At 80.8% G+C, this 1,208-nt stretch carries 1 protein-coding gene; it reads left to right on the plus strand.

Annotation, left to right across the window (positions count from 1 at the left end; genetic code table 11):
- Positions 1–187 precede the first annotated feature (187 nt).
- Positions 188–1,208, plus strand: a 1,021-nt coding sequence (mycP, locus tag ACSNOK_RS33120) for a type VII secretion-associated serine protease mycosin (RefSeq protein WP_436784488.1), incomplete at its 3' end; no start/stop codon positions are given.

Genomic DNA, 1,208 nt, shown 5'->3' on the forward strand with positions numbered 1-1,208 from the left:
GGCGGGGCGGTGGTTCGGTTCGAGCGGCCCGGGGGCCGGGGCGCCGCGGCGCGTCGCGCGGTTCCCTCACGCCGTCTCGCGCGGCACGAACCGCGGACCCGGAGGCGGCCCGCGGTCCGGCACCGGACGGGCCGCCCCCGTAAGGCCGCGCCTCGCGGCCGTCGCGCTCGCGGCCGTCCTCGCCGTCGTGAGCGCCGGACCCGCCCGCGCCGACGCGGTCCGGGCGCAGGAGTGGGCACTCGACGCGCTCCACCTGGAGGAGGCGTGGCGCACCACGCGCGGGGCCGGGGTCACCGTCGCCGTGCTCGACACCGGCGTCGACGCCGGCCACCCCGACCTGCGCGGCCGGGTGCTGCCCGGCAAGGACCTCGTCGGCTTCGGCGCCGGGCGCGGCGACCGGTCCTGGGCGCGGCACGGCACCGCCATGGCCGGGATCGTCGCGGGGCGCGGCCACGGGACGGGCGACGGCGACGGGGTGCTCGGCGTGGCCCCCGAGGCCCGGATCCTGCCCGTGCGCGTGATCCTGGAGGAGGGCGACCCGGCCCGCGCCCGCGCGCGCGGCGCACGCGGCGGCGCCCTCGCCGCCGGCATCCGCTGGGCCGCCGACCACGGCGCCGACGTCATCAACCTCTCCCTCGGCGACGACAGCGCGACCGCCCATCCGGACGCGGACGAGGACGCCGCCGTCCGCTACGCCCTCGCCAAGGGCGCCGTCGTCGTCGCCTCCGCCGGCAACGGCGGCCGCGACGGCGACCACGCCTCCTACCCGGCCGCGTACCCGGGCGTCATCGCCGTGACCGCCGTCGACCGGAACGGCGGCCGGGCCGCCTTCTCCACTCGGCGGTGGTACGCGACCCTCAGCGCGCCGGGCGTCGGCGTCGTCATCGCCGACCCCGACCGGCGCTACTACGAGGGGTGGGGGACGAGCGCCGCCGCGGCCTTCGTCTCCGGCGCGGCGGCGCTCGTCCGGTCCGCCCATCCCGGTCTGGGCCCGGCCCAGGTGCGGAGGCTCCTCGTGGAGAGTGCGCGGGACGCGCCGCCTGGTGGGCGCAGCGACGAGCTCGGGGCGGGTGTGGTCGATCCGGCGGCGGCGCTTGCCCTCGCGGCTCGGCCCCTGCCGGATGCGCCGGGGGCGGGTGGGGTGGCGCCTCAATATTTCGGGGCGGGGCCGGGGCCGGGGGCGGGGGCTCGGCGGCCTGCTGCGCCGG

Origin of the sequence: Streptomyces sp. URMC 126 (assembly GCF_051386555.1) — a bacterium.
GTDB lineage: Bacteria > Actinomycetota > Actinomycetes > Streptomycetales > Streptomycetaceae > Streptomyces.